Consider the following 7,336-nt stretch of genomic DNA (forward strand, 5'->3'; position numbering starts at 1 on the left):
GAACTTCGGCGATCATCAGTACGGCGAGAACCGCAGTTAGCAGCAGACGTTTCATGAAGTCCTTTCTTATTCCAACTGGCAATAAACAAACTGCCGCAAAATGCGGCAGATTCGCAACTCAGCGAAGCTTTACAGTCGACCCAGATCGTTAACCAGGGCGAGTAGCATCACCCCAACCACCAAGCTAATCCCGATCTGAACCCCCCAACCCTGCACCCGATCAGACAATGGACGACCCCGCGCCCACTCGACCAGATAGAACAATAGATGTCCCCCATCCAATACTGGGATGGGCAACAAATTCAGAACCCCCAGGCTTATGCTCAGATAGGCGAGGAAATTTATAAAATCACCTACCCCCGACTGGGCCGAAGCGCCCGCCACTTTAGCAATGGTTATCGGTCCGCTCAAGTTTTTTACAGATAGCTCGCCGAACAACATTTTTCTCAGCGAATCAAGGGTCAAAACACTCATCGTCCAAGTGCGCCTGGCGCCCTCGCCGATGGCGGCTAAAGGACCGTAACGGACCTCGCGCAACATCTCCGGTGGCCAATCGACACCTTTGACGCCAGCCCCTAGATAGCCGGTTGCAGCCTTGCCTTCACCCTTTGTCGCCAGGGTCAAAAGCACATCGAGCTGAGTGCCATCACGCTCGACACGTAAAGAAATTTTCGCATCGGGACGCAGACGAACCGAATCGACAACCTGCTGCCAATCGTTCAATGGTTGCCCGTCAATCGCAAGCAATCGGTCGCCCATCTTCAGACCAGCGGCTTGCGCCGGGCCTTTTGGGTCCAGCTCGGCCAATACTGGCAACAAGGCCGGACGCCATGGGCGAATACCCAGCGAGCGAATTGGATCTGGCTCAGTAGACCCCTTCAGCCACTTATCCAGCGTCAGCTGCCGGGGAGAATCGACCGTTGAGCCTTGTTCGTGAACCTGCAAGGCAATCGTGCCGCTCTCGCCCAAACGCCGCACCAACTGCAGGTTCACGGCGGCCCAGCCCGACGTCGGCTCACCATCGACGGCGACAATTTCCTGCCCAGCGCTCAACCCTGCCTTGTCAGCAAGACTGCCCGCTTCAACCGCGCCGATGACCGGGCGCACTTGTTGGCTGCCGAGCATTGCCAGAAACCAGAAAAACACAATCGCCAACAAAAAATTGGCAACCGGTCCGGCAATCACGATGGCAATACGCTGATAAACGGTTTTGCGGTTGAACGATTGGTGGACCTGGTCCGCGGGCACTTCGCCTTCACGCTCATCGAGCATTTTTACGTAGCCGCCCAAGGGAATGGCCGCGAGCACATACTCGGTGCCCTTACGGTCATGCCAGCGAAGCAGCGGCATGCCGAAACCTACTGAAAAACGTAAAACCTTGACGCCACAACGCCTGGCCACCCAAAAGTGGCCGAATTCGTGAAAGGTCACCAGCACACCCAGTGCGACCAAGGTGCCAACAATCATATAGAGCGCGCTCATCAACTTCCTCCGTGCCGGCCTGTGCCGTTGTCAGGTGCCTTTAGCGCCCGTTGCGACTGAGCCATTGCTCGGCCAACGTACGCGCTTTCAAGTCGATTTCGAATACAGCGTCCAATTCCTGGACCGCAACGACGGGTTCGAGATTTAAAACCTCATCAATGATACTCGCGATCTCTGGATAGCGGATGCGCCTGTTGAGAAATGCTGCTACCGCCACCTCATTGGCTGCGTTGAGCAGTGCGGGTGCGCTGTTACCTGCTTCAGCCGCTTGACGCGCCAAACGCAAGCAGGGGAAACGCTGTTCATCCGGCGCTTGAAAATCAAGACGGGCGATACTGAACAGATTTAGGGGCGCAACCCCTGAATCGATCCGCTGCGGCCAGGCCAACGCGTGGGCGATGGGCGTACGCATATCCGGATTACCCAGCTGCGCCAACACTGAACCGTCGACGTAATCGACCATTGAATGGATGACGCTTTGCGGATGGATAACCACTTCAACCTGACTCGGCCGTGCATCGAACAGCCAGCAGGCTTCGATCAACTCAAGGCCTTTGTTCATCATGCTGGCGGAGTCTACAGAAATCTTGCGACCCATTGACCAATTCGGATGCGCGCACGCCTGTTCGGGAGTAACCCCCATTAAATCTGCCAACGGCGTTTCGCGGAACGGGCCGCCTGAAGCGGTCAGCAGGATACGGCGCACTCCGACGGTGCCCAACCCTCGGGAGTAGTCGACGGGTAAACACTGAAAGATGGCGTTGTGCTCGCTGTCAATCGGTAACAGCACGGCGCCACTGCGATGCACGGCCTGCATGAACAAGGCACCCGACATAACAAGTGCTTCTTTATTGGCTAGCAATACCTTCTTGCCCGCCTCCACGGCGGCCAGGGTCGGACGCAGACCTGCTGCGCCGACGATAGCTGCAAGCACGGTATCTACTTGCGGGTGCGCGGCAACTTCGCATAGACCGCTCTCCCCGACCAATACTCGAGTATCGAGGCCCGCTGCGGCAAGCGCGTCCTGCAAGCCGCGGGCGACTTCCTGCTCCGGCACTACTGCGAAGCGTGGCGAATGGCGCACACACAGAGCCAGTAGCTCTTTGAGACGACTGAAGCCCGTCAGCGCAAAGACCTGATAAAGGTCGGGGTGGCGAGCGATGACGTCCAGCGTACTGAGTCCGACCGAACCGGTAGCGCCAAGGACAGTTATTTGCTGGGTTTTTTTCACATGACACCCCAGTTGGCAGCCCACAGCAGAACCGCAAACACCGGAATAGCAGCAGTGAGGCTGTCGATGCGATCCAGCACACCGCCATGGCCCGGCAGCAAGTTGCTGCTGTCTTTGATGCCGGACTGGCGCTTGAACATACTTTCAGTCAGGTCGCCTACCACAGAGATTAATACCACTAAGGCGGCAGCCAGCAAGCCGAAAAGAAACTGCGAACCCGACCAGCCGCGAAACGCGCCGACGACAGCGGTTATCACCAGGCTGGCGATCAAGCCGCCAAACATGCCTTCCCAGCTTTTCCCGGGACTGACCTTGGCCGCGAGCTTGCGCTTGCCAAAAGCCTTACCGGAAAAGTAGGCACCAATGTCAGCGCCCCACACCAATACCATTACCGACAGGATCAGCCAGTTACCCAGATCCCACTGCTTGATCAGTATCAACCCCTGCCAGGCAGGCAGCAAAATCAGAAGACCGATCACCAGTTTGCACGCAGCGCTCGACCAATGAGCACTGGTCTGCGGAAAGGTCAGTACAAGGAACGTCGCCAATATCCACCACAGCACCGCAGCCCCGAGGACCCAGGGCGCCAAATCCGGCAGCACATACATAATCAGCAATGACACAGCGATGACGGCTGCGTATGCCACACGTGCTACCTGAGCGGAAAAACCGGCCAGCCGCGCCCACTCCCAGGCACCCAGCGTCACAACGACGCCGATGAACAGCGCGAAACTCGCCCCATCGAGAAGAAAGAACCCACACAGGGCGATAGGCAGAAGGATGAGCGCAGTGATGATTCGTTGTTTCAGCATTAAGCCCGGGCTCCAGCTTCTATCTGTTCGCTCGTTTTACCGAAGCGACGTTGGCGAGAAGCAAAATCTGCCAGCGCAGTACGCATGGCATCGTGTTTGAAGTCCGGCCAAAACAGGTCGGAGAAATACAGCTCGGAATAGGCGAGCTGCCACAGCAAAAAATTACTGATGCGATGCTCGCCGCCCGTACGAATACACAAATCCGGCAACGGCAAATCGCCGGTTGCCAGGCAGGTCTGCAACAGTTCCGGGGTAATGTCCTCTGGTTGCAGATGACCTCCCTGAACTTCCCTCGCGAGGCGTTGCGCCGCCTGGGCGATATCCCACTGACCGCCATAGTTGGCAGCGATCTGCAATACAAAACGATCATTGCCAGCGGTACGTGCCTCGGCTTCGCGCATGGCAGCCTGCAACTCGGGATGGAACCGTGAACGGTCGCCGATGATTCGCAAACTGATGGAATTTTCATTCAGCCGCCGGGTTTCACGGCGCAAAGCGGTGAAGAACAGCTCCATCAGCGCCCCAACCTCTTCGGCCGGGCGCTGCCAGTTCTCACTGGAAAAAGCGAACAGAGTCAACACTTCGACCTTGGCTTCAGCGCACACTTCAATAACCGCGCGAACCGCATCCACGCCCGCTTTATGCCCGGCGATACCGGGTAACAGACGCTTCTTCGCCCAGCGATTATTACCATCCATGATAATCGCGACATGTCGCGGTACCGGTGACAGCACAGCCTGCTTGGTCTTATCCATAAAACGCACTGACCCTTTATACGGCCATCAGGTCCGCTTCTTTTTGCTTCACAGCAGTTTCGATATCCGCCACGAACTTATCGGTCAGTTTCTGGATGTCATCTGCAGCGCGACGCTCTTCGTCTTCGCTGATTTCTTTCTCTTTGATCAGATCCTTGAACTGGCTCAACGCATCGCGACGGATGTTACGCACCGCCACCCGCGCATCTTCCGCGGCATCACGCGCCTGCTTGGTGAAACCTTTGCGGGTTTCCTCCGTAAGCGCCGGCATGGAAATCAGCAGCAGCTCACCGAGGTTGGTTGGATTGAAGTTCAGACCTGAGCTTTGAATCGCTTTGTCGACAGCACCCAACATGTTGCGCTCGAAGGACACAACCTGCAGTGTCCGTGAATCTTTGACCGTCACGCTTGCGACTTGATTCAACGGTGTATCAGCGCCGTAGTACGGCACCATCACACCGTCCAGAATGCTTGGGTGAGCCTTGCCGGTGCGGATGCGAGTAAACGCTTGAGCCAGCGACTCAAGACTCTTCTGCATACGCGACTGAGCGTCTTTTTTAATTTCGTTGATCATTGTTGCCTTCCTCGATCAGGGTGCCTTCAGCGCCACCGTGCACAATATTCAGCAGGGCGCCGGGCTTGTTCATGTTAAATACGCGCAACGGCATTTTGTGGTCACGGCACAGACAAATGGCCGTCAGGTCCATCACTCCCAGTTTGCGATCCAGTACTTCATCGTAAGTCAGATGATCGAACTTCTCGGCATGCGGGTCTTTGAAAGGGTCCGCAGTGTATACGCCATCCACCTTGGTTGCCTTTAGCACTACGTCTGCGTCGATTTCGATTGCTCGCAGGCATGCTGCCGAATCAGTAGTGAAAAAAGGGTTACCGGTACCGGCGGCGAAAATCACCACGTCTTTGGCATTCAGGTGACGCATGGCTTTGCGACGATCGTAATGATCAGTCACGCCCACCATGGAAATCGCCGACATCACGATGGCTGAAATATTGGCACGTTCCAACGCATCGCGCATGGCCAAGGCATTCATCACAGTGGCCAGCATGCCCATGTGGTCGCCGGTGACCCGATCCATGCCAGCAGCACTCAGTGCAGCCCCACGGAACAGGTTACCGCCGCCAATCACCAGCCCGACCTGCACGCCAATACCGACCAGCTGGCCGACTTCAAGGGCCATGCGATCCAGGACTTTTGGGTCGATGCCGAACTCTTCCGACCCCATCAGGGCCTCGCCGCTAAGCTTGAGTAGAATGCGTTTATAGCGAGCTTGATAACCACTGCCCTGCTGAGCCATTGCGAATCTCTCCTGCGGCGTTTAAAAAAATTCTGTGCGGGGCTGTTTCAGCCTGCCCTAACTCTAGCTGACGCTGAAGCAGCGTCAGGAGGATGCAGCCTTGTAAGCCACTTCCGAAAGGAAAACAAATTCGTTTTACCTATTTGACGAAGAGGCTGCGCGCGTAAGCGGGCAGCCTCTTCGTGGCGACAGCTAAAAAACCGTCTTATTTCTTGCTTGCAGCAACCTGTGCGGCAACTTCTTCAGCGAAGTTGTCTACTGGCTTCTCGATGCCTTCGCCCACTGCAAAGCGAGTGAAGGAAACGATTTCAGCGCCGCCCTGCTTGGCCAGAGCGCCAACGGTCAGCTCAGGGTTCTTCACGAACGGCTGATTGACCAGGCTGGCTTCAGCGAGGAACTTGCTGATGCGACCGGCAACCATTTTTTCAACGATTTCAGGTGGCTTGCCTTTGATCTTGTCTTCGTTGAGGGTCATGAACACGCCTTTCTCGCGTTCAATGGCTTCAGCGGAAACTTCGGTAGGCAGCAAGAACTCAGGAGCGCTGGCAGCTACGTGCATAGCGATGTCTTTAGCCAGCTCGACGCTACCGCCTTTCAGAGCGACAACTACACCGATTTTGTTGCCGTGCAGGTACGAACCTACAACATCACCTTCAATACGCGCCAGACGGCGAATATTGACGTTCTCGCCTACTTTGCCAACCAGAACCAAACGATCAGGTTCCTGAGCAGCGATCAACGGAGCAACATCGGTCAGCTTGTCAGCGAATGCTTTTTCTACGCTGGCTGCAACGAATGCCTTGAAGTCGTCCTGCAGAGCCAGGAAGTCGGTCTGCGAGTTCACTTCAACGATAACGGCAGCTTTGCCGTCGTCCTTGATGCTGATCGAGCCTTCAGCAGCAATGTTGCCTGCTTTTTTGGCTGCCTTGATAGCGCCGGAAGCACGCATATCGTCGATGGCTTTTTCGATGTCGCCGTCAGCCTTGGTCAAGGCCTTTTTGCAATCCATCATGCCTTCGCCGGTGCGCTCGCGCAGTTCTTTAACCAACGCCGCAGTAACTTCTGCCATTTCAAATTCCTCTTGGATAGGTTTTAACCATTCCACCCGATCAAACGGGCGTTCAAATTCTTGAAAACCCTTGCTGGCTGCGGCTCATGACTACAGGCGGCGCCAACATGGTTTTCGAGGTGGCAAAAAGGGGGCTAAGCCCCCTTTTTGCGTACTGAGTAAACGCTAGGCGTCTGCTACTCAGCCTTCTACTACTGCTGCTGCTGGAGCCTCTTCGACGAATACGTCGGTGCCGCCATTAGCATTGTTACGACCACGGATCACTGCGTCAGCCATCGAACCCATGTACAACTGAATGGCGCGAATGGCGTCATCGTTACCTGGGATGATGTAGTCAACGCCTTCAGGGCTGCTGTTGGTGTCGACTACGCCGATAACCGGGATACCCAGCTTGTTGGCTTCGGTGATCGCGATACGCTCGTGATCAACGTCGATGACGAACAGTGCGTCAGGAAGACCGCCCATGTCCTTGATACCACCCAGGCTACGGTCCAGCTTTTCCAGATCGCGAGTACGCATCAGCGCCTCTTTCTTGGTCAGCTTGGTGAATGTGCCGTCTTCTGCCTGAATTTCAAGCTCGCGCAGACGCTTGATCGAGGCACGGATGGTTTTGAAGTTGGTCAGCATGCCGCCCAACCAGCGGTGATCGACGTAAGGCGAGCCGCAACGTGCAG

At 55.9% G+C, this 7,336-nt stretch carries 8 protein-coding genes; all 8 read right to left on the bottom strand.

The window, feature by feature from the left end; all coding sequences use genetic code 11:
- Positions 1 to 129: 129 nt before the first annotated feature.
- Positions 130 to 1,482 carry a sigma E protease regulator RseP gene (gene rseP / locus JWR17_RS17265; RefSeq protein WP_299833155.1) on the bottom strand — a complete coding sequence of 451 codons (1,353 nt, stop codon included), beginning with the start codon at positions 1,480 to 1,482 and terminating at the stop codon, positions 130 to 132.
- 40 nt (positions 1,483 to 1,522) lie between these two features.
- The gene (ispC, locus tag JWR17_RS17270) at positions 1,523 to 2,713 is read right to left on the bottom strand and encodes a 1-deoxy-D-xylulose-5-phosphate reductoisomerase (RefSeq protein WP_299833156.1); all 1,191 of its coding nucleotides are present in this window, start codon (positions 2,711 to 2,713) and stop codon (positions 1,523 to 1,525) included.
- The gene (locus JWR17_RS17275) at positions 2,710 to 3,525 is read right to left on the bottom strand and encodes a phosphatidate cytidylyltransferase (protein ID WP_299833157.1); all 816 of its coding nucleotides are present in this window, start codon (positions 3,523 to 3,525) and stop codon (positions 2,710 to 2,712) included. The genes ispC and JWR17_RS17275 overlap by 4 nt, the downstream gene beginning before the upstream one ends.
- Positions 3,525 to 4,280 (bottom strand): polyprenyl diphosphate synthase, encoded by a 756-nt coding sequence (uppS, locus tag JWR17_RS17280; protein ID WP_299833159.1) that lies wholly within the window; start codon positions 4,278 to 4,280, stop codon positions 3,525 to 3,527. Before uppS ends, JWR17_RS17275 begins: the two co-directional genes overlap by 1 nt.
- 16 nt (positions 4,281 to 4,296) lie before the next feature.
- The gene (gene frr, locus JWR17_RS17285) at positions 4,297 to 4,854 is read right to left on the bottom strand and encodes a ribosome recycling factor (RefSeq protein ID WP_299833160.1); all 558 of its coding nucleotides are present in this window, start codon (positions 4,852 to 4,854) and stop codon (positions 4,297 to 4,299) included.
- On the bottom strand, positions 4,838 to 5,593 hold the full coding sequence (pyrH, locus tag JWR17_RS17290; RefSeq protein WP_299833161.1) for a UMP kinase: 756 nt from the start codon (positions 5,591 to 5,593) through the stop codon (positions 4,838 to 4,840). The genes frr and pyrH overlap by 17 nt, the downstream gene beginning before the upstream one ends.
- Before the next feature lie 205 nt (positions 5,594 to 5,798).
- A complete protein-coding gene (gene tsf / locus JWR17_RS17295) occupies positions 5,799 to 6,662 on the bottom strand; it encodes a translation elongation factor Ts (protein WP_299833162.1) in 864 nt (287 codons plus the stop codon).
- A 180-nt stretch (positions 6,663 to 6,842) separates the two neighbouring features.
- Positions 6,843 to 7,336: 30S ribosomal protein S2 (gene rpsB, locus JWR17_RS17300; RefSeq protein WP_299833163.1), on the bottom strand; the 494-nt coding region annotated here is incomplete at its 5' end.

The organism is Pseudomonas sp. (assembly GCF_028293835.1).
Taxonomy (GTDB): Bacteria; Pseudomonadota; Gammaproteobacteria; order Pseudomonadales; family Pseudomonadaceae; genus Aquipseudomonas.

Excerpts from the sequence above, each read along its gene's own strand:
- rseP (WP_299833155.1), bottom strand. The coding sequence starts at position 1,482 with ATGAGCGCGCTCTATATGATTGTTGGCACCTTGGTCGCACTGGGTGTG.
- tsf (WP_299833162.1), bottom strand. The coding sequence starts at position 6,662 with ATGGCAGAAGTTACTGCGGCGTTGGTTAAAGAACTGCGCGAGCGCACC.
- JWR17_RS17275 (WP_299833157.1), bottom strand. The coding sequence starts at position 3,525 with ATGCTGAAACAACGAATCATCACTGCGCTCATCCTTCTGCCTATCGCC.
- frr (WP_299833160.1), bottom strand. The coding sequence starts at position 4,854 with ATGATCAACGAAATTAAAAAAGACGCTCAGTCGCGTATGCAGAAGAGT.
- uppS (WP_299833159.1), bottom strand. The coding sequence starts at position 4,280 with ATGGATAAGACCAAGCAGGCTGTGCTGTCACCGGTACCGCGACATGTC.
- pyrH (WP_299833161.1), bottom strand. The coding sequence starts at position 5,593 with ATGGCTCAGCAGGGCAGTGGTTATCAAGCTCGCTATAAACGCATTCTA.